The organism is Microcystis sp. M169S2 (assembly GCF_020245865.1).
In the GTDB taxonomy this organism is placed as follows: Bacteria; Cyanobacteriota; Cyanobacteriia; order Cyanobacteriales; family Microcystaceae; genus Microcystis; species Microcystis ichthyoblabe_A.
This window is the reverse complement of sequence record NZ_JADBUB010000038.1, coordinates 1-22,289: the sequence shown is the minus strand read 5'-3', so window position 1 is coordinate 22,289 and position 22,289 is coordinate 1. Positions and strand designations below refer to the sequence as shown.

Here is a 22,289-nt window from a genome sequence, read left to right as displayed (position 1 = left end):
CTATGCAGGTTGCCAACAATCCTCACGAGTCAGACGAATTTGGGCAAGGGCAAAAATAGTCGGGATAATCCGGCCGTAATCAGTGGCGATCGCCTTCCAACCGAGATCAGCAATAAACCAACCCCATAAAGCTGGCCCTACCAAACTTAACACGGTTCTGACCGCTCCGTACCGGGCTGCCGCCCTAGTCATGCCCTGTTTAGCCGTTTGTAGGGCGATTTGATTAGCAATTGCCCCACCCTGGACTAGGGCAGTCTTTGCCCCTTGATAGCGGGCAAAATGGAGAGCGAACTGCCCGGCGATATGTTTGAGCAGAATCGGTTTCAGGATAGAATTAACGGCGATGACGCTACTGCCTTTGAGGACTATATCGAGGGGATTGTGTTGTAGGTGAACGGGTAAGGGTTGGGGAGTGTGGGAATCCGCGAGCGCCTTTTGAATTTGAATCGAGAGGGATTTTTGTTCCGATGGGGGGAGACGTTTCCAAGCTTTGTTAACCAGATGAAGATAGATTTCCGCTTCAATTTCCGTTGTCGGCATTTTTTGGGAGTAGGGAACCTTGAGGAAATGACAGACACGGACGAGAATTTGACGATAACTAACTTTTTCGGTTTGACCTTTTAATACTGTCACACCGTCGGCAGCCAAATAACGAAAACGATCCTCGACGCTATCTAACCAACTTTCCCAATCTTGACTTTGAACGGCGATTGCGTCCGGCGCTCGTAGATAATCGAGAGGGTTAAAACGACGGCAAAAGAGGATGTTAGTGATTTGCTGCAGTTCCTCCTCGGTGGCTAACTCCAAAGCTGTGCGTAGTTCGTCCAATGTGGTTTGTCCTCCTCAGCCCCAATAATCAACTTAGTTTCGCTAGTGCTGATTACTACTAATATTAACTCAAGGGTTCACAGGATTAGGAAGGCTAGTGACAAATTTTTCGATTAAGGTTGGGATCATTGGTGCGGGTTTAGCCGGGTTAACCTGCGCTCGTCAGTTGTGCGATCGAGGTTATACTGTTAAGCTATTTGATAAGTCTAGAGGCATTGGTGGTCGTTTAGCCACGCGACGGGTTAATCGAGCTAATCAAGAGATGGCTGTGGATCATGGCTTGCCTTTTTTGACTGTTCAGGGCGAAAAAACGGCGGCTTTAATTGATAATCTCCTGAGAGAGAATATAGTTACTTCTTGGTTTGATTCTAGCTATGTTGCTCCTTCTGGCATCAATAGCGTGGCGAAATTTTTAGCTCAAGGTTTAGAAATTGAACGAGATTTTCTGGTTACTCGTCTGGAAAATCGTCAGGGAAAATGGGTTTTAAACAATAACGGTCAAATTCGGGGGGAGTTTTCGGTGATTGTCCTGGCTATTCCCGCCCCGCAAGCAGCGTTATTGTTAGAAAACTCTCATATAACTACTATGCCAGAATTGCGATCAATCGTTTACGATCCCTGTTTAACGGTAATGGCGGGTTATGGTGCTTCTTTACCCGCAGTTGCTCCCTCCACCGCTATCGCTTGGTTAGGACTTGATAGCAGTAAACGGCAATCATCCCCTGATTATGTCTTTGTTGTGCATAGTAGTGGAGATTTTGCGGTTAAATATCTCGATAGCGAGGATTTAGAAGCAGTTAAGCTAGATTTACTCGCTCGTGCTTCTTTGCCTCTCCCGGATTGGTCTCAGATTCACCGTTGGCGTTATGCTTTAGTCCGTCAGGGTTTAGCTGTACCCTGTTTAAGTGTTAGTAGTCCTTTACCTCTAGTTGCCTGTGGTGATTGGTGTCAAGGGGGAGATTTATCGAGAAATTTTTCCCTAGAAACGGCCTTAACTTCTGGGATAGCGGCGGCTAATCAAGTTCAGCAGCTACTTTCCTAGAATCTAGGGACAGGGTTAAATTCTTAGGTTAAGCTTAAGTTAACAAAAGGTTAAATAATATAATAATTTAGGTATCCTATACTGGGGGGTTGGTCACAATGGAAAAATTCAATTCTAAAGATAACTTTCTCTACCCTAAAACCAGCTACAGGGGTTTATTCACGCCACAAAATTTAGTTTTTAACGCTAATTTGCAGGAATTCGCCCTGAGAGTCTCTTTTATCGCTGGTTTACACACTGGGGGAAAGCTTACCTCCACGGAAGCTTACGAGAAAATTAACCAGCTTTGGCAAGAGTTGAATACCAGTCGAAAATTCCTGTTAGCTAATCATTTTGAGGATGACGGAGATTGAGAGATGGGAGTTTTTCAGTGATCAGTAAACAGCATCTAGACTGCCACAGTAACAAAAGTGGGTCAAGTAGTTCTTAGTTATGTCAGAGCTTTCTGACCATAGCTGGCTTTCATCTTCGAGATAAAAATGTTACCAAAAGACAACAAGAGGTAATTCTGCCGCTAAAATATGATAGCGAGTTGTCAAGAGAACAGTAAAAGAACTGCCAATTGGATCTAGATGCCCCAATATACTACTAAACAAGCAACGGAAAACCCTGTTGTGTCCGACCAGTCCGCCAAGAATCCCTTTTCACTATTTGGTCAATTTTGGGAAAGCCTAAAAATTGTGGCTCAACCCTATTGGTATCCAACGGAGTTAAATGGACGCGCCTTTGGAGATGTGATCATTTCTTGGGGAATGTCAGCTTTGATTCTTTTAAGTATCTTGGCAACAGTCGGGGTAGAAGCTTTTAGTAGCTACTGGAATCGTTATGTACTCGATATTATTATTGAAGATAGAGACCTTTCTAAATATCTCAATACGCTGTGGTTATCCAGTTTGTTGATTATAGGAACAACGGGGTTATTTGCTTTTTCTCAATTTATTCGTCGTCGAGTGGCATTGGATTGGTATAAGTGGTTAACGAAACAAACCGTTAAAAAATATCTCAATGATCGCGCTTATTACAACATTGATTTTACCTCAAACTTAAAAAATCCCGATCAAAGATTATCTCAAGAAATTGAACCAATTACGACCATGACCCTAAGGTTATTAATCACCTTCATGGAAAAAGGGTTACAAATGATTACTTTTGCGATCATTCTTTGGACAATTTCCCCACAAATTGCGGTTTATTTAATAATTTATACGATCGCAGGAAATTTAATAGCAATTTATCTAACTCAAGAATTAAACAAAATTAATCAATCGGAGCTTAATGATAAGGCGGATTATAGTTATGCTTTAACCCATGTGCGTAACCACGCCGAATCAATTGCTTTTTTTCAGGGAGAAGAGCAGGAAGAAAAAATCATTGAAGGTCGTTTTGAACGGCTTATTAAAAGCTCGGAAAAACTGATAAATTGGGAACGGTTTAATAATCTTTTTAATCGAGGTTATCAGTCAGCGATTAGTGTATTTTCAATGTTTATTTTGACCCCGATGTTTATTAAAAACGAAATCGATTATGGAGAAATTAGTCAAGCTAGTTTATGCTGTTTTCTTTTTTCTAATGCCTTGGGACAATTAATTACTGAATGGGGAACATCGGGTAAAGTTTCCAGTTATATTGAACGGTTAGCCACTTTGACAGATGCCTTAAAAGTTGCCAGTGAAGAGCCGAAAAACTTAAGTCGTATTACCACCCTGGAAGATGAGCGTATAGCTTTTGAGAATCTTACCCTACAAACTCCCGATTATGAAAAGGTAATTGTGGAGAATTTATCGGTTTCTGTCCCTTTGGGAGAAAGTTTACTGATTATTGGGCCCAGTGGTCGAGGAAAAAGTTCCTTGTTACGAGCAATCGCCGGTTTATGGAAAGCGGGTAGTGGTCGTTTAGTACGTCCTTCTTTAGCTAAAATGTTATTTTTACCCCAACGTCCTTATATTATCCTTGGCAGTTTACGCCAGCAATTACTTTATCCCCATACCAATGAGCAGCTGAGCGATGAAGAATTAGAAAATATCTTAAAAAAAGTCAATCTTCAACATTTATTAACTGACAAAAATAGCTTAGATAAAGAAGTCAATTGGGAACAGATTTTGTCCCTCGGAGAACAACAAAGATTAGCTTTTGCTCGACTATTAATCACTAAACCTACCTTTACTATCTTAGATGAAGCAACCAGTGCTTTAGATTTGGCCAATGAAGCCAGTTTATATCGGCAATTACAGGAAAGTGAAACCACCTTTATTAGTGTTGGTCATCGGGAAAGTTTATTTAATTATCATCGATGGGTCTTAGAGTTAACAGAAAATTCCCATTGGCACCTGTCAACTGTAGAAGATTATCAGCGCAAAAAAGTTAATGACATGGTCATGATGTCAAAAAAATCAGAAGATTTTTCGGCGGTAAAAATAGAGCCTTTGTCTGAGGTTAAAACTGAGCATGATGCGGAAATTGCAGGAGTTTCTGAAATAGCCGAAGGTTTGTCCCATCAACAAATGCAGTCCCTAACTGACTATTCTTTAAGTAACGTCCGGAGTCGTGCCAGTTTAGGTAAAATCATTACTGCCAAAGATGGTTTTAATTATCGTTACGATAAAGACCCAAAAGCCTTAAAATGGGTGAGAATATAGCTAATGGCTTGACAAACAGATTGAAATTGAGACAGGGTATGAGGTGTGGTGGGTAGGGTGTAGGGGGTAGGGAAAATTTTTCAACTTTCCCCTCTCAGGAGAACTAGAGAATGAGGTTTTTGCTGGGTAAGTTGATTAACAAGCTACTAACTGATAACTGATAACTGATAACTGATAACTGATAACTGATAACTGATAACTGGTAGAGGAATTTTATCAAATGAAAGCACTGGAAAAACTTGTGACGGAACGATTATATTTAGTCCCCTTAAAGCTTGAACTTCTGAAAGCGGCAATCATAAGTATCGATGAATTAGCAACAATTTTGGGGGTAAAAGTTGCTGCTGACTGGGCCGAACAAGAGTTGATTCAAGCTTTCCCTGATATTGCGAATATTTTGCTGCAATTCCCCTTACAAAATGAGTGGGGGTGGGGGAGTTTAATTATTCATCAAACAGAAAATACTCTTATTGGTCATGTGATGATCAAAATTATTCCTGATGTCACAGGTTTACCCACAGATGCTGTAGAAATTGGCTATCAAGTAGCACCGTTATATCGACGACAAGGCTACGCATCTGAGGCGACAAAAGCAATGATGGACTGGACACTTTCCCAACCTGGTATGCAAACAGTGACCGCTGGCTGCGCTCCCGATAATATAGCTTCAAAGCGAGTTTTAGAAAAAATCGGCATGGATCTGATAGAAACACGAGAGAAAGTCTTGGTCTGGAAATTAAGTAGATCGAAAAGTTTTTCTTAACCCTTATCAGGTATTTCAAAAATTTAAAAGTGGTGCGTTACGGCGGTTGTCAAGATTATTATCGCCTAACGCATCCTACAAGCTGATATATAATGGTTTTAAAAGTCAGGTTAAGAACATCTCAATTAGGCTTGACATATGACTGAAATCCCGACCAACCAATCCAACTTAGTGATTTTAGGAGTCTCATCAATGACGGAAACTACTGAAACGGCCATTCCCAATGATTTTCTGGGAATTAATCCCGCAGAAATCAACAAAAAACTTGTCTCCTGGGGAATTTCTCTGGATGAAGTTGTTCAAAAACTTGCTTCTCTGGGACTCCCCGGCATTATTTTCATTATTGCCGTTGCCGCATCCAGCGCTACTGCCTATCCTATGATTTACGCACTTTTTGGGTTAGGCGGTCCTCTGGGACTAATTGGTGGACTTGGGGTCTTAGGCCTCTCTACCATTATTGGTGACATTGTGACGGGTTATGGCATTGAGGCACTGCTGAAAACAGTCTATCTCAAGCGTCGTGAAACAGAAACTCAAGAATATCTGATTAATGAGGTGGAAGGTTTACCAATTTCTCAAGTTCTAAAACTTAACCTAAAAAAGGCTATTGAAGTAGAAATTGCTGCCGAAGAACCCGTTGCTCCCAAAGAAGTCGAAATTGCTGAAGAGTAGTTTTGAGTTGACTAAGCACTTTCTCCCTCCTCTACCCTGCTGCCTCCACTGGCAAATTGACTTGTTTAGCAAACTCTAAATACAACAAAAAACCGCTATAAATCTTACTTCTGCTTGACTTATGGCGGTGGTTGTTTTCTGTCTGAATTACTGAAAACAATCTTTAAATTAATTAACTATCTTCCCAGTCAGAAGGCCATTTCCAAGTCCAAACGGGAGCGGGTTCAGAATCGGGGGGGGAATCAGGAGTCGGAGCCTCGTCTTGGTCCGCAGATAAAAAACGAGCAAAGAAGGGGATTGCTTTACTTTGTTCGGTATTGGGATAATTCATGGTCGTTCCTAGTTTTGAGTAGCAGCTTTTTCAATATAGCTGCGATTACCCTGTGATAGTAACATATATTGCCGTCTTACTCAAGTCAAATCCTCACCTTACCCGCACTCCCATCGGTGACACTTATAGCGGTATTCAGAGTCATCAGGTACGCCAGTTTTCTTCCCTGTTCTCCGCTCCCCATTCCTAATTGAAAAGCGATAACTTCTGTCCCTCACCAGATAGGATAATTGCGATAAGATACTCTGACTCTGTATTAGTTGGTTTATGAGTTGACGAGGATTTCAGCGATCGCCTGGGAGATGGGAAAATAAGGAGGATAAAGTTCTAGCCAGAAAAACTCACCAACGGGATTAATTTCTAAAAAGATATAACGTTCATCTGGTGTGACAATCATATCAATTGCGCCATAATTAAGACCGAAATATTTCACTAATTCTAGTAGTTGCTTTTCAATAGTTTTCGGTAAATCGTAGGGTTGCCATTGTTGATGGAGCGCTCTTCCCTCTTTTCGCCAATCGTAGATAGCTCCGTCTAATTGTTGGGAATTAATCGCCGCCGTAAATATTTGTTCACCGACGATAGTGATGCGTAATTCTAAAGCTTTAGGAATGTTTTCCTGAAAAGTCATGGGACAAAATTGCAAACCTTCCAAATTATCTAAGTCTTCCTTAGTAACAGGACTGGTAAAAACAACCATTTCCTCTTGCTTGTCTCCATAAATAGCAAATTGAGAAAGCATTTTAGTCACAATTCCCGTCGCTTCAAACTCCTGAGCAAATTGCTTGACAGCTTCAGGATTATTAGAAGTTAAAGTCCCCGGAATTAATAAACCTAATTGTCGCGCCACTTGTAACTGCAATTGTTTATGATTGGCATGATCTACCTTAGCAATTGGATCAAGATGAAAACCAGATAAACTAGCAATCATTCCTCGAATACTTAACCGACATTCCTTAAGAGAAGCTTCGCGAAATTGACTATCCATCCCATCGGGTAATTTTAGTCCGTATCTCATGCGTCGATACCAAACAGAAGAAACTTCTTTTAGCTCTAATTTTTGTTCTCCATCGGTAATAATTCCGCCTTTTTGACCGCCTGAGTAAAGATCAACTTTCACCTCTGTAGGGAAGCGATCAGTATCAAAACGGAAGGCTTTTTTACCCATCGTTTCTATGGCTTTGATTACCAGAGGAATACTTTCATTATCGTGGCTAAAAGTAACAATTAAAACGGTCATAAATCTCCTTGATGATTTGGGATTGAGAATCCTGATTAGATTTTGTATTGAGAATCTTGATAATCCTAAAATCCTCAAAATCCTGATTAGGTTTTGGTTTGATTTTTAGCATACTAAAAAATCAGCGATCGCATTAGAAATAGGTAAATCTAAATCCCGTTCTAACATTCCCCACTCACCACAGGGATTAACTTCTAAAAAAACGTATTCTCCCCCAGGAGTTAAGATAAAATCAAACGCCCCAAAATTCAACCCTAAATTAGCCATAAAAATCTGAAGTTGCTGCAATAGTGAATCGGGTAAAGTATGATGTTGCCAAGCACCAGGATCAATACCCGGTCTTCGCCAATCTACGGCTGAATGATTATACTGAGAAGATTCTAAAGCACCCACAAATGTTTGTCCATTAACCACGACAATTCTCAATTCTAATTGTTTAGGAATTTCCGCTTGAAAAACCATGGGACAATAGCGTAAAGATTCCGCTTCCTCAAGGTCTTCTGCTTTCACCCTACTGGTATAAAGAAAAAATTCCGGCGACTCCATACTTCGGGCGATCGCAGTTAACAATTTACTCACCATTCGTCCCTGAACCTGGGAAAAAAACTCCCGGGCAGCATCAGGATTATTGGTAACTAAAGTGGGGGGAATAATCAAGCCAACTTCTGAGGCCAAACGAAGTTGTAATAACTTATTTTTAGCCCTCTCAATTTGCGCTAAATTATCTAACCAACGCGCTGACCTTAAACTATCCCAAAAACCTGCCAAAGTCGTCTGGGATTCTCGCACACAAACCTCCCGAAACTGAGGATCTAAATCCCCTGTTAGTTCAGGCTGCCAAATACGTCTTGTCCAAACAGATTGCACCTGTTGACTATCAATAGATTGATGGTTATAGGTTAATTGATAAAAACTTTTTTTACCATTAAATTGGGCTGTTAGTTGAACCTCTAAGGGAAATTTATCGGTATCTAAGCGAAAAGGTGTGGCTCCTTTTTTTTCTATCGCCTCAGCCACGCGGTCAATCGTGAAAAAATCGCCGCTATGGGTCAACAATAAAACAACTTTAGGCGATTCTTTCATATCAGTTGCAAGTCCTTACATTTTAACCCATCTTAAGGCTTTTGGGTCGGTCTTTATTGATCCTAATCTCAAGAAAATGCTGCAAAAAGTCTTGCTTTTGCTTGACTTATTGCAGTATTGGTTTTTTCTTGAGTAATTACTAAAGTTACTTTACAGCACTTCTCAGGATCTCAACGTGCAGTTTTTTTGGCTGCGAGCCTTCCTTAGTGGAGCCTTTAGCTTTTTGTCTGTACGGTGTAATCAAGAAAAGTGCTGTAATTACTCAAGTGATCTGAGTTTAATACTCTTCCCAGTCAGAAGGGTATTTCAAGGTGGTCCCGAAGGTAGGCTCAGGGGAAGGAGACTTGATGGAAGATTCCTCTTTGCTTACGGACAAGAAACGAGCAAAGAAAGGAAGTGCTTTACCTTGTTGATCGTTGGGATATGCCATAGTTATTCCTCTGGTAATTTCGAGTGAATAGGTTTAATCACTCAGACAAAACTAACAACCTGTACTAACCCTTGAAAGCTTTGCTGTGCATGGCTTTCAGAATTGGGATTGTGCAAATAATTTGCCTTTGTTTGGGTGATGGGAAACATAATAAGCACTAATCTGGCCAATGTCAAGCACTTAAGAAAAATTTAAGAACAATTTCCGCTAAATCCGACATTCAGCACATCTTCATATACTTTTATATATTTTTACATTCCCCAAGATGTTTTAACGAAAAACCTTGATTGTAGAAACTACTATTGAGAACATTTTCAATAATTGATTTTTTCTGAGAAAAAAATTGACAATTCTTCACCTTGATCAAAATCCATCATTGTAGTTATAATTCTTACTGGCAAGGGTTTGGAAGGAATATATTAGTAAAAATCATCAATTGAATGTTAAGAAGCGCGGAAAGTGGGATTTAATACTCCACACTTAAAACTCAAATCTGATAACTGATAACTGATAACTGATATCTGATATCTGATATCTGATATCTGTACAACTACTTAGTATAAACGCTTACGGGGGCGATAATTAGCCACGGATTCCACTAAACCCAAGGCGATAAAATTGGTTAATAAAGATGAACGTCCATAACTTAACCAAGGTAGAGGAATCCCTGTAATCGGGGCTAATCCCACGGTCATGCTAATATTAAGAATTGCCTGAAAAGCGATCATCGAGAGAACACCGATCGCTATTAAAGAACCGAAGTTTTCTTTAGCAGTATTAGCAATGACTAACAAACGCCAACAAACTAACCAGAAAGCTATTAAAACTAGAATACTGCCGACAAAACCGAATTCTTCCCCGACTACAGAGAAGATAAAATCGGTGTGTTGTTCGGGAATAAAATTTAATTGGGTTTGGGTGCCTTGGTGTAATCCCCGTCCCAATAATTCTCCCGATCCGATGGCAATGCGGGATTGAATTAATTGATAACCTCCCCCCAAAGGATTCTTTTCTGGGTGAAGAAATAGGGTTAAACGATCTTTTTGATATTCTTTTAATAAACCCCAAAAAACCTCGCCTAATTTACCCACTGCCAGATTAGTTGCCACCACGATGAAAGTAGATAAAAAACGGTAGGGAAGGGTAAACCAAGCAAGTACACCGATGATAATTGCTAAAACAATCCAAGCAGGAAAAAGTAAATTAAACAGAAAAACCGATGCGAGGGGAGATAACAGGATAATCATCCAAGGCAGTTTCGCATTAGCCCAGTAAATCATGCCTAGGGTAATTGCCCCAAAGACTAATCCCGTCCCCAGGTCCGGCTGCGCCATAATTAACACCCAGGGGATGGCAGTGACGACAAAGACACGAGCGATCGCAAAAAGATTATCGGCGGGACGATGATGTAGGAGGGCTGCTAGGGTGATAATTAAACCTACCTTGGCAAATTCCGACGGTTGCACGTTAAAACTGCCGATATTAATCCAACTTTGCGCCCCATTCGCCGTCACCCCTAGGACAATTACCGCAATTAGGGAGAGATTGGTGAGAAGATAGGTTAACCAGTGCCATTTCAACAGACTTTCGTAGCGACAACGGGCCAGAAATAAAGCGATCGCCACTCCCACGCATCCGAATAACCAGTGTTGCCACCAGTCGAGAGCAGTGGTATGTCTTTCGGCACTACGAATCATTAAACCACCGAAAACGGTTAAACCCGTCACCAAAACGAACAAAAGCCGATCCATTTGGGCTATATCCCGGAAAATGAAGCTAAACTGCTCACTAAAACCGCGTAGTTTCCTACTAATAAGGGACTGTCTTCTCACCATTTCTCTCCCCAAATTTACTAACTAACTAGGGTTTGCTCAATAAATCTAAAAACATTGTTCGATAATACTTTTAGACCTTTTTGAAATCCAAAAGTACCGGCCCTTGGAGTGATTGGGGGGAAAATTCCGGGACTTTTTCCCTGAAAATGGGTAAAACCCTACACCCTACACCCCACACCCTGCCCCTAGGGAAAACTTTTTGCCGCAAACCCTAACTATAGGCTGCCACGGATACTTTCGCCGCCACCTGACGAGCGATCGCTATCAGGGCTTTAGCTGAGGCCGATTCTGGTTGCCCTAAAACTACTGGTACACCAGTATCACCGCCCTCCCGTAGGGCTATCTCCAGAGGCACACATCCCAGTAAAGGAATGCCCAATTCTTGCGAGGTTTTTTCCCCACCACCGGACCCAAATAGATCATAGGAGCGATCGGGCTGATCGGGGGGGATAAAATAACTCATATTTTCCACGATACCCAAAACCCGCGCCCCTAGCTGTTGGAACATTTTTAAACCCCGGCGCGCATCAATTAAAGAAACCGTCTGGGGAGTGGTGACAATCACCGCACCGGCTAAGGGGACCGATTGAATTAAAGTTAATTGTGCATCCCCGGTACCGGGAGGCATATCGACGATTAAATAGTCTAAATCGCCCCAATTGACTTGATAGAGAAACTGACGGATAATGCCGTTTAACATCGGACCGCGCCAGATTACCGGTTGATCGGGGTTGATCAAAAAGCCCATGGAAACCATTTTGATGCCATGGTTGAAAGCGGGTTCCAATATCTCGCCATTTGCGCCCTGTACCGTCACTTGTGCGTCATTTAAGCCCAACATTGTCGGGGCGTTGGGGCCGTAGATGTCCGCGTCTAATAGCCCCACTTTTGCCCCTAAATGAGCCAAGGCGACGGCGATATTGACAGCCACGGTACTTTTTCCCACACCGCCCTTACCACTGGAAACGGCGATAATATTTTTAACCCCCTCCACACCTTGGCGATCGGGTAAAGCTTTTTGTTGCGGGGTTTCGGCAGTTACTGCCACGGCGACACTTTCCACCCCGGGCAGCTGTTTAACAGCTTTTTGGCAGTCTTCCACGATAAATTCGCGCAAAGGACAGGCAGGAGTGGTCAAAACTAGGGTAAAGCTAACTTTTCCGCCATCGATCGCCACATTGCGGATCATGTTCAATTCCACTAGGCTTTTTTGCAGTTCTGGATCTTGAACGGGACGTAATACTTCTAAAATCGATGCGGTATCAAGGGGCATGGTTTCAGTGTCTCTAATCAAGTATTGTTCTTATAGTTATTTATCTTAACCTTGTGGGGGTTGGGTGTTGGGGTGTTAGGGTGTTAGGGTTTTAGGGTTTTAGGGTTTTAGGGTGTTAGGGTTTTAGTTGAAATTCCCCCATTCTCCCATATCTCTATATCTCTAGATTACGGTAATAGGATCGCCGACTTTAATTGTACCCGTCTTTTCGGGGATGACATTTTCTCCGAACATGATGCCCCCGGGGAAACTGCGAAAAGTGCTTAAGGTTTTTAAAGGTTCTTGCTGGGGATTTCTCCTACCTGTTTCTTGATCCGTGGTGGTGATAATACAGCGACTACAGGGTTTAACCAGAGCATAATTTATCTCACCAATTTTGATCTTTTGCCAACTACTTTCGCCAAAAGCTCGATCGCTACTAATAACAATATTAGGACGAAAACGATTCATCGGCACTGGTGCCACTAAACGCCGATTTAAGTCCTCTAAAGAAGCAGTATTAGTTAATAAAATTGGATAACCATCGGCAAAGCTGACGGGAGTATGATCGTTCCCCGCATAGCGAGGATTCGCAGGACGTGGATAATCAGGAGATTGTCGCACTAAACGACAAGGAATGTCGAGAATTTTCTCAAACCATTCGGCGATTTCATCTCCTTGATCTATGGCTATGGTGTGAGATTCCCAGATTTGAACCGCTCTTTTTTCTCCTGTGAAATTAGGCTGAAAAGTCAGGGAATCTTGAGATGTTTTCAGAGAAAAATTATCTCCTGTCATCCTGATAGAAACGGTGGCTAATTGCGGATATTCTCTTTGAGTGATAAATTTACCCTTGGCATCCACTAACATCATTTCTCGATCCCAGAGTAAACCTTTAGGAGTCACTTCAGCTTGGGATAATTGAATACCTCGACAGGATTTAATCGGGTAGATATAGAGATCAATAACCTGCATTTTCTTTCAGTAGTTCTACATATTTTTTGGCCACATCTTTCCAAGTCCAGAGATTAACTTTATTGGGAATATCTTCGGGTAACAAGCGAGGAATTGGATTGAGGATAAATTGTTCTAAACAATTAGCTAAACTTTCCGCATCTCCCCTAGGATAGAATTGCACTCTTTCGGGACAATTATATAATTCTACCTGTTCTTGAAACACTTCTAAATCGGAAGCGATAACGGGAATGCCTTGTAAAATGGCTTCCGCTATTGCTAATCCAAAACCTTCGTATTTTGAGGGAAATACCACACAGGAACAGGTTTGATAATAAAATTGCAAGGTTTTATAGTCTTGATAACCTAATCCCTTGATATGACTCGGGAAAATTTCTTGATTGTCCCGATAAAGTCGGGTACATTCTTTGAGATAATCTTGGTATTCTTGGGTTTTGGACTGTTGAGATAATTGCAGATTTCCACTAACTAGATTATCGGTTTCTTTACCGATGAAAACTATTTGAAATTTCAAACCTTTTTTCGCTAGTGTAATTGCTGCCTTGAGCAAAGTCAGATGATCTTTGTAGATACCAAAGGAGGAGGGAAAATAAAAAGTAACTAGCTCACTTTTGACTAGATCACTCTTGAGATTAGATTCATCGATAAATCCTGCTAAGGGTACAGCTTTTAATTTACTGGCATAGGTAGCATTGGGAAAAATTTTTAAAACATCGTCTTTAGTTTTTTGGGAAATCGTGAACAGTAGATCAGCCCGATCTAACCATTCTTTTAAGACTTCATTGTAGGGTTCTTGATAGGATTCTGAGTAGGTTAAGGGAGCAAATTGCCAAAACACATCATAAATAATGCCACTTAAAGTAACCTTGACATTGGGGGGAGAAATCCGATTAGTCATCCCATACAAACAATGATCAGCTTGGTAACGCTTGATAATCTGATTAATTCTTGCTTCGATGCGTAAAAGTTCAATTCTACGAGAGAAAAGACGATGAAGAGCATTCAGTCTTAGGGTTTTGTAAAAATTCGCTATAAGACCATAAAAATAGATTAATTTTGTCTCAAAACTTTTCGGATAAAAAGCGAAATCCTCGTAGATAATTTTATCGGAATCGGGCATTAAAGACTTAAAATATTCAATATCATTACGGGGAAGTACGATAATAATTTGTTCGACGTATTCTAATAAGCTAGGTATTAAAGAGATAATGACTCTTTCTACTCCTCCTTTGCGATAAAACACGATCGGGATGACAATTTTCATAGATTTCCTTGTCGATAGCTGGCAATAAAAAGATTGATTTTTGACTTGAACCTATTATATGATAGGCTCGAATTGTTCTACTGAGTCGAGAAATCGAGTTAAATTCAAGGAACTAAGACTCCATCACCCATCGCCCCTATTTTCCCTCGATCTTGGAGAAAAAGAGTGTCACAAGCTACTCCATCCCTACAATCTAATCTCAAACAATGGCTAAGGGCGAGCGCACCTTCCCTATTTCAAATTAAACAGCGTTTGAGCGCCCGTCGTTGGCCGAAAAAATCGATCGTTATTTACACAGAAAAATATCGTCCCATGCGTCCGGCGGAAATTTGGCAACGCGGGGCCAGTGGCACCCAGGCATCGGTGGCTTTTTTAGCGCAGGAATGGACGAAACGCGGCTATAAAGTGACAATTTTTGGCAATTGTGAGGGTATGGAAGGGGAACAGGACGGGATTCGCTATGTTAATTATTACCAGATGAATTGGCAGGATCACTTTGAAACATTAGTGATCTCTCGTCATCCCACCTATTGCCGTCCGGGTACCAAGGCAGAACGAATTTTTTTTGATTGGCAAGATATTAAAGTTCCGGCAGCCTCCTATACCCCCGAAATTTTGGCTAGATACGACAAAATTTTCTGTAAAAGCCAATATCAACGGGATTTACTGGATTTCTGTCCCGATCATCAATGTCCGATTGTTCCTAATGGTATTGATGCTTCTCTTTTGGCTGTAAGTGAGACGGTGCCAGAAAGCGAGCATCTTCCCTATCGTCTAGTCTATGCCTCTCGTTATTATCGCGGCTTAGAGTCAATGTTAAAGCATGGCTGGCCGATTATCAAGGCGGCAATTCCCGCAGCTGAGTTACATCTCTACTATGGTTTTACTAAACGGGATGGCTATAGCGATCGCAGAGAATGGCGCGATAATTTAATCGCTTTGATTAAAGCTAGTCCGGGGGTAGTTGATCGCGGAATGATCGGTTATCGTCAACTAATCGAGGAAAAAGCTCGCTCTGCTATTCATTACTACGGTTGCACCTATCGTGAGATCGATTGTATTTCTGTGCGCGAGTCAGCAGTGGTAGGCTGTCTGCCAGTGGTGACGGATTTTGCTGTTTTTCGAGAAAAAGACTACTGTGTGAAAGTGCCGGGGGAAGTAACCGATCCGGCTACTCAGGAAGCTATAGCCTGGAAAATTGTCGAATTACTGAAAAATCCCCAGCTTTTAGCCCAAGAGCGCGAAAGATGTCGTCAAATTGCCCTAAATGACACCTGGGAGCGATCGGCTGCCGCTTGGTTAGATGTGATTGAAAAGGAGTCTCCGAGCCAGTAGATTGTTTACTCAGACTGGAAAACTGACCTTTTCGCTTAATAAGTGCCTAAATTAGGGATTTTAAGGGGAAGTACGCCCTTGAAATCTCACTTATGCGGGATAAGCTAAGACGCATTTAAAGCACTTATTCTTAAGATTAGCCGAATCTCCCCCAATCCCTTTACTGTTGCCTCTTGCCTCTTGCCTCTTGCCTCGTCTCAACAAGCAATTTAAATGCTTAACAGCTTATCTATGAGCATTTCTTCTAAAACCCTGGCTACCCTTAGGATTAACTCTTCGCGATCGGGAGCGGCGATGATTTGCAAACCTAAAGGTAACTGGGATGGACGTTTAATCGGCAAAGAAAGGACAGGTAAACCGATAAAAGAAAAAGGTTGGGTGAATCTGCCTAAATTAGGTCTAATTAATAGCTCTTGCCCGTCAATAATCATTTTTTCTACTCCTAACGGCGGCGCAGTACAGGGAATTGTCGGGGTGAGGATAATATCGACTTCGGTGAAGATCTCTCGCAGACGATCGCGATACCAACGGCGAAAACGTTGAGCCTGTAAATACCAGCTAGAGGGAATTAATGCCCCTGCCAAGAAGCGATCCCGGGTTGCGGGGTCAAAATCCTCTAATCTGGTCTGTAAACGCGGTAAATGCCAATTTGCTCCTTCTGCAGCGGTAATTATATAGGCGGCTGCCCTGGCGCGGGCGGTTTCGGGAATGGTGATTTTTTTAGTCACTCCTAAACGTTCGGCGATCGCTGTCACCGCCTCGAATACTTCCAGTTCGGCTCCCTGCTGAAAATAATCGTCGGCAAGGGCTATTTTTACGCCCTCTAAGCCATTTAAAGAAGCTTTAAGGTTATTTTTGGCAAAAAGACTCCAAATAGCCGCCATATCCGCCACATTGCCGCTAAAAAATCCCGGATGGTCTAAACTACTAACGAACAAAAATAGGCCCTGACGGGATACGCGCCCAAAGGTGGGTTTTAGCCCCACCACGCCACAGCAAGCGGCGGGAACCCTCACGGAACCATTAGTATCGGAACCGAGGGCGAGAGGGACTAAATTAGCGGCAACGGCGGCGGCGGAACCGCCGGAGGATCCCCCCGAGACGCAACTAGGATCGAGGGGGTTGGGAGTAGCCCCATAATGGGCATTTTCGGTGACAAAACCGTAGGCGTACTCATCCATATTGGTCGCCCCCACCAAAACTGCCCCGGCTGCTTCTAGGGTTTGTATAGCGATCGCATCTTGTCCGGCGGCAGGGTGATCTCGATTGATTTTGGAGCCGGCAAGGGTGACAATACCCTTGATATCAAAGAGATTTTTGACGGCGAAGGGAATCCCTGCTAAGACACCGACGGGTTCACCGTTGGCGATCGCTTGATCGATTTTTTGGGCTTGAGCGAGCGCCCTAGGCTGTAAAATGTCGGTAAAGCAATTTAAATGGCGATTTTTCGCCTCTATCTCCGCCAAAGTCTGGCTAATAACTTCTAAGGCGCTAGTTTGACGATTTTGGATCGATCGAGCTAAATTGCACACAGAAATAGTCATGGTTCAAAGCTGAGGGCGCTTTCCCCGTCATCCTCTAAGGGAAATTCTGTCACTAAACTGGCGATTTCTTGCAAGCGTTGCCAGTTTTCAACCACAGAATTTAAATAGCGATCGGGAATGGCTAAATCTAGGATTTTCGCCATGATTATAACGTATTCTTCGGGATTATTCATAGATTTCGTTCTGGTTGGGGTGAAGGAGATCAAGATTTGCTTAAAAGCAGCGCTCAGGAATAAAATCGACACCTAGTTAAGCTGTGAAAATTGCTAGGATATAAGAGAAAATCTCCTGTAAATACAATAGCTATCCCTAGGGAGGAAGTATAACTTAAATTTGTTCTTGACCACCGACTCCCTAGGATCATAACCTGAGATATGATCATAGAACTGTATATTGAGATATTTTCCTCCCCTTCACCCCCCGATTAAATTAAACTTATATATGACCAAAAACAAGAGGTAACAAGCCTCCCCTTTCAAGAGAATGAAAATTAAAAGCTACTGAAGACTACTGGTAGTCACTGATAACTGATAACTGATAACTGATAACTGAAATGACCATCTTACAAGACGAAAAACTCCTCTTTACTCCCGCAATACCCCACAGTGATGCCCTTAGAACTATTTTTGCTTTTCCTAATCAGTATTCCGTCGGTATAACCAGTTTAGGTTATCAAATTGTTTGGGCAACTTTAGCCCTGCGATCGGATATACAAGTTAGTCGTTTATTTACGGATTTTCAAGAATCTTTACCCCGTTATCCCGAATTAGTCGGCTTTTCCTTTTCTTGGGAATTAGACTATGTTAATATCCTCTCGCTGTTAGAATCTTTAGAAATTCCCTGTCACAGTCATCAACGGCAAGATCGGCAGGCAATAATTTTTGGAGGGGGACCAGTTTTAACCGCTAATCCCGAACCTTTTGCCGCTTTTTTTGATGTAATTTTATTGGGAGATGGTGAAAATTTAATTGCCGATTTTATTAATGCGTATCAAGAGGTGAGAAACGCTGATCGCCCGACAAAACTCCGTCATTTGGCCAAGGTTCCGGGGGTGTATGTTCCTAGTTTATACACCGTTAATTATGATAGTCCTGAAGGTGAAATTACGGCAATTCTACCCATAGATAATAATGTTCCCGCCTTTGTTAGTAAACAAACCTATCGCAGTAATACCCTTTCTGCTTCTACGGTGGTGACAAAACAAGCGGCATGGGAAAATATTTATATGGTAGAGGTGGTGCGAAGTTGTCCAGAAATGTGCCGTTTTTGTTTAGCTAGTTATCTAACTTTACCCTTTCGTACCGCTAGTTTAGAATCTTTAATTCCCGCCATTGAAAAAGGTTTAAAAGTGACCGATCGCCTGGGTTTATTAGGTGCTTCCGTCAGCCAACATCCTGAATTTGAAACCTTACTCGATTATCTTTTTCAACCACAATTTGAGGGAGTTAGACTCTCGATCGCTTCAGTTAGAACTAATACTGTCACGGAAAAATTAGCCAGAATTTTATCCCTAAGAGACAGCAAATCAATTACTATTGCCGTAGAAAGTGGTTCTGATCGCTTGCGGGAAATTATCAACAAAAAGTTAGCCAATGATGAAATTATCCAAGCTGCCATTAATGCCAAAGCGGGCGGTTTAAAGGGGATAAAACTCTATGGTATGGTGGGAATACCGGGAGAAGAAACCGAAGATATAGCGGCGACTGTGGAAATGTTAATAGCATTAAAAAAAGCCGCCTCTGGACTGCGAATTTCTTTCGGTTGCAGCACCTTTGTGCCTAAATCCCATACTCCTTTTCAGTGGTTTGGAGTTAATAAAATGGCCGAAAAAAGATTAAAATATCTAGAGAAACAATTAGGTAAACAGGGCATAGAATTTCGACCAGAGAGTTATAATTGGTCAGTGATTCAAGCTTTATTATCTAGAGGTGATCGCCGCTTAACCTCCCTGTTAGAATTAACCCGTGGCTACGGTGATTCTTTAGGCAGTTATAAACGCGCTTTTAAGGAACTAAAAGGACAAATTCCTCCTCTAGATTATTACGTTCATCAACAATGGCGTTTAGAACAGGTTTTACCCTGGAGTCATTTACACGGTCCTTTATCCTCAAATATTTTAATAAAACATTTAGAACAATCCCAAACAAAAAGGTAAAATATGGCTAATAAGCTAAGACGCATTTAAACAATGTCTTGACTATCAGACCCCAAATGAGGTATTCTATCAAGGTAGATCGGATATTGGTGCAATTCAGACTTGAATTGGTGCTTTTATTAACTATCAATCTCGATTAAACCATTAATTTAATCTTAGTTGATCAGCCCATGAGCCAGAAAAATGATACAGTTACCCTGCTTTTATCCCTGCTGATTACCCTAATATTTTTTGGGGCTGGTAGTTGGTGGTTATACAATCGTTTTCAAGGAAAAAATAACCCAACCAATCTTTCTGAAATCGAGAAAATATCACCAGAGAAAAAATCGGTATCGGCACAAGCAAAATTTAGTCAAGGGGAAAACTTATTAATAGTTGAAGGGGCTTCTTCTGATAAACAAGCTGCTATACAGGCACTCGGAAAAGGAGACTTTCAGCAAGCAGTTTACCTCCTAGAAAAATCCCTGCGAGCTAATCAAAATGATCCCGAAGCTCTCATCTACTTAAATAACGCCCGTATTGGTGAAGCTAAGTCCTATACCATCGCCGTTTCCGTGCCGATTGGGAGCAATGTCAACACCGCCCTAGAAGTTTTACGAGGAGTCGCCCAATCTCAAAATCAAATCAATCAAACCAGAGGAATTAATGGCATTCCTTTAAAAGTTCTCATTGCTGATGATGCTGATAATCCCGCAATTGCTGCTCAAATTGCCCAAAAATTAGCGGCTGATAACAGCATTTTAGGAGTAGTAGGACACACTAGCAGTGATACCTCTTTAGCGGCGGCTGCTATCTATCAAAAAGCGGGATTAGTAATGATTTCCCCCATCAGTACCTCAGTTAAACTCTCCAATTTTGGTGACTATATCTTTCGTTCTGTTCCCAGTGATTTTGTGGCAGCGCGAGCATTAGCTGAATCTAGCTTGCAAAAAATTTCTAACGTCAAGGCAGTGGTATTTTTTAACTCCCAAAGTAATTATAGTCAATCCCTAAAATCTGAATTTACCACCGCTTTAGGATTAGGAGGAGGTCAAGTGGTGAGTGAATTTGATCTATCTTCCCTCACTTTTACCCCTTCTAAAAGCCTCCAACAAGCTCAACAGGAGGGAGCAAATCTAATCGCCCTTCTTGGGGATAGTGGTACCCTAGATAAGGCTTTGCAGGTGGTTCAAATCAATGGTCAAAAATTACCGATTGTGGCGGGTGATGACGTTTATAGCCCCAAAACTCTGGATGTAGGCGGGAAAAATGCCCTGGGCATGATTGTAGCTGTCGCTTGGCATTTGGGGGCTAATCCGAACAGTCCTTTTGTAAAAAATTCCCGCCAATTGTGGCAAGGAGACGTAAATTGGCGCACTGCTACCGCCTATGACGCTACCCAGGCTTTAATCGCCGCAATTAAGGCAGAATCTAGCCGAGAGGGAGTTCAACAGGCGTTAAGAAGCAGTGATTTTTCTGTCCCCGGGGCGACTAATCCAGTGCGATTTTTACCATCTGGCGATCGCAATCAATCTGTGCAATTAGTGGTAGTTAAACCCGGTTCTCGTTCTAGTTTTGGGGTGGATTTTGTGCCAATTTCTCGATAAAATGACAATTAGATCAAGATGAATTATAAGTAAGTATTTATAATTAAATTGAAGATAGATTTTGCCTCTGATCCCCTCTTAATAAGGGGGGTGTCTGACAACTATTAGCACCTACCTACTTATGTTAGAAACTCCCCCCAAATATTCTGTTCTTGGTTTACCAGTTCATCTCCTCGATAACTACAGTCGTTGGTTAATTGATCGCCTCTATCAAGGTTTTGGTTCCCACGTTGTCACTCTTAATGCAGAAATGGCAATGTTAGGAGAAAATGATGCTAAAGTAGCCCAAGTTATTCGAGAAGCAGATTTAGTTATTCCCGACGGTGCTGGGATTGTTATTTACTTAAAATTAAGGGGGAAAAAACAAACCCGCTGCCCCGGTATTGAATTGTCAGAATCCTTAATTACTGAGTTAGGAATGCAGGGTGAGAGTTCTCCTATTGCTTTTTTTGGTGGTAAACCGGGGATTACAGAACAAGCGGCAAGTAATTGGCAAAAAAAGATACCTAATATCCGTATTCTGTCTAACCACGGTTATCTATCCTCCGAGGAAATGTCCGATTGGATTGAGGTGTTAAAAGATCAACAACCGCGGTTAATTTTAGTTGGTTTGGGAGTACCCCGACAGGAATATTGGATTAGGGAACATCGCAATCTTTGTCCCCAAGCTATCTGGGTAGGTGTGGGGGGCAGTTTTGATATCTGGTCTGGGACAAAAATCCGCGCCCCTCGCTTTTTCTGTGACAATAATTTAGAGTGGTTGTATCGACTCTATCAGGAACCTTGGCGCTGGAAACGAATGTTAGCTTTACCTAAATTTTTCTGGCGATCTCTTTTTTATTGACAGGATAAAGCGTATGATCTAGCCGGTTAAATATGTCTTGGCTTGTGCTACTCTGGAATGAAAGTTAAATCTGCTAGTCATAATTAACCCGCCATGAGTTTAGCAAATACCCCATTTTCCTATCCCTTTGAAGTCCAGGGTTTTTTGCCAGAAAGCCTAACAACGCAAGTACAAACTATCCCACCAGCGACGAATGGCAACGATTTAATCTTTGGTACAGATGGAAATGACTCGATCAATGGTTTAGCAGGCAACGATACAATTCAGGGTGGGCAAGGAAATGATACCCTACAGGGCAACCTAGGCAACGATCGACTTTTGGGCGGTGATGGTACTGATGAACTACAAGGGGGTGCTGGAAACGATACTCTGGAAGGGGGTAGCGGTAACGATCGATTATTTGGCCAAGAAAACGACGATCTTCTCCTTGGTAATGACGGCAATGATACTCTCTCTGGAGATGCGGGAAATGAT

At 41.9% G+C, this 22,289-nt stretch carries 22 protein-coding genes; 11 read left to right on the top strand and 11 right to left on the bottom strand.

The features are described 5' to 3' along the window. Window positions 1-828, bottom strand: coding sequence for a YaaW family protein (locus IM485_RS04665; RefSeq protein ID WP_287741617.1), 828 nt, complete (start codon window positions 826-828; stop codon window positions 1-3). Between the two features lie 97 nt (window positions 829-925). On the opposite strand from IM485_RS04665, the gene IM485_RS04660 reads away from it, so the two are divergent. The 5 genes from IM485_RS04660 (at window position 926) to IM485_RS04640 (ending at window position 5,941) form a co-directional block, all read left to right on the top strand. Beyond that, window positions 926-1,870 (top strand): NAD(P)/FAD-dependent oxidoreductase, encoded by a 945-nt coding sequence (locus IM485_RS04660; protein WP_104395981.1) that lies wholly within the window; start codon window positions 926-928, stop codon window positions 1,868-1,870. A gap of 98 nt (window positions 1,871-1,968) precedes the next feature. After that, complete coding sequence (locus tag IM485_RS04655) at window positions 1,969-2,223, top strand: DUF7219 family protein (RefSeq protein WP_104395982.1); 255 nt, start codon at window positions 1,969-1,971, stop codon at window positions 2,221-2,223. 219 nt (window positions 2,224-2,442) lie between these two features. Beyond that, window positions 2,443-4,506 carry an ABC transporter ATP-binding protein/permease gene (locus IM485_RS04650; RefSeq protein ID WP_287741616.1) on the top strand — a complete coding sequence of 688 codons (2,064 nt, stop codon included), beginning with the start codon at window positions 2,443-2,445 and terminating at the stop codon, window positions 4,504-4,506. A gap of 220 nt (window positions 4,507-4,726) precedes the next feature. Continuing rightward, window positions 4,727-5,269, top strand: coding sequence for a GNAT family N-acetyltransferase (locus tag IM485_RS04645; protein ID WP_287741615.1), 543 nt, complete (start codon window positions 4,727-4,729; stop codon window positions 5,267-5,269). Window positions 5,270-5,461: 192 nt separating this feature from the next. Then, window positions 5,462-5,941, top strand: coding sequence for a hypothetical protein (locus IM485_RS04640; protein ID WP_104396281.1), 480 nt, complete (start codon window positions 5,462-5,464; stop codon window positions 5,939-5,941). A 172-nt stretch (window positions 5,942-6,113) separates the two neighbouring features. On the opposite strand, the gene IM485_RS04635 is transcribed toward IM485_RS04640, so the two are convergent. The 5 genes from IM485_RS04635 to rodA form a co-directional block, all read right to left on the bottom strand. Beyond that, complete coding sequence (locus tag IM485_RS04635; RefSeq protein ID WP_004158188.1) at window positions 6,114-6,272, bottom strand: microviridin/marinostatin family tricyclic proteinase inhibitor; 159 nt, start codon at window positions 6,270-6,272, stop codon at window positions 6,114-6,116. Between the two features lie 265 nt (window positions 6,273-6,537). Further along, window positions 6,538-7,512, bottom strand: coding sequence for an MvdD family ATP-grasp ribosomal peptide maturase (locus IM485_RS04630; RefSeq protein WP_061430270.1), 975 nt, complete (start codon window positions 7,510-7,512; stop codon window positions 6,538-6,540). A gap of 105 nt (window positions 7,513-7,617) precedes the next feature. Beyond that, entirely contained in the window at window positions 7,618-8,595 is a 978-nt protein-coding gene (locus IM485_RS04625) for an MvdC family ATP-grasp ribosomal peptide maturase (RefSeq protein WP_287741614.1), read from the bottom strand. A gap of 277 nt (window positions 8,596-8,872) precedes the next feature. Next, the gene (locus tag IM485_RS04620) at window positions 8,873-9,025 is read right to left on the bottom strand and encodes a microviridin/marinostatin family tricyclic proteinase inhibitor (RefSeq protein ID WP_071846476.1); all 153 of its coding nucleotides are present in this window, start codon (window positions 9,023-9,025) and stop codon (window positions 8,873-8,875) included. A 554-nt stretch (window positions 9,026-9,579) separates the two neighbouring features. Further along, window positions 9,580-10,860 carry a rod shape-determining protein RodA gene (gene rodA / locus IM485_RS04615; RefSeq protein ID WP_287741613.1) on the bottom strand — a complete coding sequence of 427 codons (1,281 nt, stop codon included), beginning with the start codon at window positions 10,858-10,860 and terminating at the stop codon, window positions 9,580-9,582. A gap of 80 nt (window positions 10,861-10,940) precedes the next feature. Here rodA and IM485_RS04610 point away from each other — a divergent pair, with 80 nt between their 5' ends. Then, the gene (locus IM485_RS04610; RefSeq protein ID WP_287741621.1) at window positions 10,941-11,075 is read left to right on the top strand and encodes a hypothetical protein; all 135 of its coding nucleotides are present in this window, start codon (window positions 10,941-10,943) and stop codon (window positions 11,073-11,075) included. Here the strand turns inward: IM485_RS04610 and IM485_RS04605 are convergent. From IM485_RS04605 to IM485_RS04595, 3 genes are all read right to left on the bottom strand, one after another. Beyond that, complete coding sequence (locus IM485_RS04605) at window positions 11,072-12,133, bottom strand: Mrp/NBP35 family ATP-binding protein (RefSeq protein WP_002758983.1); 1,062 nt, start codon at window positions 12,131-12,133, stop codon at window positions 11,072-11,074. The two genes, IM485_RS04610 and IM485_RS04605, sit on opposite strands and share 4 nt — an antisense overlap. Before the next feature lie 162 nt (window positions 12,134-12,295). Then, window positions 12,296-13,087: an MOSC domain-containing protein gene (locus tag IM485_RS04600; RefSeq protein ID WP_287741612.1), complete on the bottom strand. Its 792-nt coding sequence runs from the start codon at window positions 13,085-13,087 to the stop codon at window positions 12,296-12,298. Beyond that, window positions 13,074-14,351, bottom strand: a complete 1,278-nt coding sequence (locus IM485_RS04595) for a glycosyltransferase (protein WP_104395988.1) — start codon at window positions 14,349-14,351, stop codon at window positions 13,074-13,076. The genes IM485_RS04600 and IM485_RS04595 overlap by 14 nt, the downstream gene beginning before the upstream one ends. A 165-nt stretch (window positions 14,352-14,516) precedes the next feature. Here IM485_RS04595 and IM485_RS04590 point away from each other — a divergent pair, with 165 nt between their 5' ends. Beyond that, window positions 14,517-15,686, top strand: a complete 1,170-nt coding sequence (locus IM485_RS04590) for a glycosyltransferase family protein (protein ID WP_104395989.1) — start codon at window positions 14,517-14,519, stop codon at window positions 15,684-15,686. A 209-nt stretch (window positions 15,687-15,895) separates the two neighbouring features. Here IM485_RS04590 and IM485_RS04585 read toward each other — a convergent pair whose 3' ends face one another. Further along, window positions 15,896-17,230 (bottom strand): AtzE family amidohydrolase, encoded by a 1,335-nt coding sequence (locus tag IM485_RS04585; RefSeq protein WP_104395990.1) that lies wholly within the window; start codon window positions 17,228-17,230, stop codon window positions 15,896-15,898. Further along, the gene (locus tag IM485_RS04580; protein ID WP_104396282.1) at window positions 17,227-17,403 is read right to left on the bottom strand and encodes a DUF4089 domain-containing protein; all 177 of its coding nucleotides are present in this window, start codon (window positions 17,401-17,403) and stop codon (window positions 17,227-17,229) included. Before IM485_RS04580 ends, IM485_RS04585 begins: the two co-directional genes overlap by 4 nt. A gap of 380 nt (window positions 17,404-17,783) precedes the next feature. Between IM485_RS04580 and IM485_RS04575 the strand changes: the two genes are divergently transcribed. The 4 genes from IM485_RS04575 to IM485_RS04560 form a co-directional block, all read left to right on the top strand. After that, a complete protein-coding gene (locus tag IM485_RS04575; RefSeq protein WP_287741610.1) occupies window positions 17,784-19,385 on the top strand; it encodes a B12-binding domain-containing radical SAM protein in 1,602 nt (533 codons plus the stop codon). 170 nt (window positions 19,386-19,555) lie between these two features. Continuing rightward, complete coding sequence (locus IM485_RS04570) at window positions 19,556-20,971, top strand: ABC transporter substrate-binding protein (protein ID WP_287741608.1); 1,416 nt, start codon at window positions 19,556-19,558, stop codon at window positions 20,969-20,971. Window positions 20,972-21,092: 121 nt separating this feature from the next. Continuing rightward, a complete protein-coding gene (locus tag IM485_RS04565; RefSeq protein ID WP_104395993.1) occupies window positions 21,093-21,815 on the top strand; it encodes a WecB/TagA/CpsF family glycosyltransferase in 723 nt (240 codons plus the stop codon). Between the two features lie 93 nt (window positions 21,816-21,908). Then, on the top strand, window positions 21,909-22,289 hold a 381-nt coding region (locus IM485_RS04560), incomplete at its 3' end, for a calcium-binding protein (protein ID WP_287741602.1).

Bases quoted from the DNA above. Each gene is read 5' to 3' on its own strand.
- IM485_RS04565 (WP_104395993.1), top strand. From the start codon at position 21,093: ATGTTAGAAACTCCCCCCAAATATTCTGTTCTTGGTTTACCAGTTCAT.
- IM485_RS04580 (WP_104396282.1), bottom strand. From the start codon at position 17,403: ATGAATAATCCCGAAGAATACGTTATAATCATGGCGAAAATCCTAGAT.
- IM485_RS04640 (WP_104396281.1), top strand. From the start codon at position 5,462: ATGACGGAAACTACTGAAACGGCCATTCCCAATGATTTTCTGGGAATT.
- IM485_RS04585 (WP_104395990.1), bottom strand. From the start codon at position 17,230: ATGACTATTTCTGTGTGCAATTTAGCTCGATCGATCCAAAATCGTCAA.
- IM485_RS04635 (WP_004158188.1), bottom strand. From the start codon at position 6,272: ATGAATTATCCCAATACCGAACAAAGTAAAGCAATCCCCTTCTTTGCT.
- IM485_RS04575 (WP_287741610.1), top strand. From the start codon at position 17,784: ATGACCATCTTACAAGACGAAAAACTCCTCTTTACTCCCGCAATACCC.
- IM485_RS04650 (WP_287741616.1), top strand. From the start codon at position 2,443: ATGCCCCAATATACTACTAAACAAGCAACGGAAAACCCTGTTGTGTCC.
- IM485_RS04645 (WP_287741615.1), top strand. From the start codon at position 4,727: ATGAAAGCACTGGAAAAACTTGTGACGGAACGATTATATTTAGTCCCC.
- IM485_RS04625 (WP_287741614.1), bottom strand. From the start codon at position 8,595: ATGAAAGAATCGCCTAAAGTTGTTTTATTGTTGACCCATAGCGGCGAT.
- rodA (WP_287741613.1), bottom strand. From the start codon at position 10,860: ATGGTGAGAAGACAGTCCCTTATTAGTAGGAAACTACGCGGTTTTAGT.
- IM485_RS04620 (WP_071846476.1), bottom strand. From the start codon at position 9,025: ATGGCATATCCCAACGATCAACAAGGTAAAGCACTTCCTTTCTTTGCT.
- IM485_RS04605 (WP_002758983.1), bottom strand. From the start codon at position 12,133: ATGCCCCTTGATACCGCATCGATTTTAGAAGTATTACGTCCCGTTCAA.
- IM485_RS04630 (WP_061430270.1), bottom strand. From the start codon at position 7,512: ATGACCGTTTTAATTGTTACTTTTAGCCACGATAATGAAAGTATTCCT.
- IM485_RS04595 (WP_104395988.1), bottom strand. From the start codon at position 14,351: ATGAAAATTGTCATCCCGATCGTGTTTTATCGCAAAGGAGGAGTAGAA.
- IM485_RS04600 (WP_287741612.1), bottom strand. From the start codon at position 13,087: ATGCAGGTTATTGATCTCTATATCTACCCGATTAAATCCTGTCGAGGT.
- IM485_RS04570 (WP_287741608.1), top strand. From the start codon at position 19,556: ATGAGCCAGAAAAATGATACAGTTACCCTGCTTTTATCCCTGCTGATT.
- IM485_RS04655 (WP_104395982.1), top strand. From the start codon at position 1,969: ATGGAAAAATTCAATTCTAAAGATAACTTTCTCTACCCTAAAACCAGC.